At 55.2% G+C, this 281-nt stretch carries 1 pseudogene; it reads right to left on the bottom strand.

Annotated features, from left to right (window positions below):
• Positions 1-281: pseudogene (locus AAC147_RS12725) on the bottom strand (integrating conjugative element protein); the annotation flags it as partial.

Below are 281 nucleotides of genomic sequence, written 5' to 3' on the forward strand. Positions count from 1 at the left end.
CGGGTCGGGCGAATGGCATTTTGTCCCTTACCACCCTGCCGTTGCCCGCCAATCCATGAATGCCCGCTGGCACCGGTCGCTTTGCTGCCGGCATTATTCACACGCACCGCATCCCCATCGCCGCCATTGACCAGCGTTTTGTATTCCTGCAAAGCCGCCGACTGCGTCCATTTGGTGTTCTGCGCAAAATCCATCATCCGTTTGGCCATGTTTTGGCAATTGAACTGGGCTTTATCGAACGCCACATTGGCCTGCAAAACTCCATTGGTCAGCATGTCATA

The sequence above is a fragment of the Xenorhabdus sp. NBAII XenSa04 genome, from assembly GCF_963866145.1.
Classification (GTDB): Bacteria; Pseudomonadota; Gammaproteobacteria; order Enterobacterales; family Enterobacteriaceae; genus Xenorhabdus; species Xenorhabdus indica.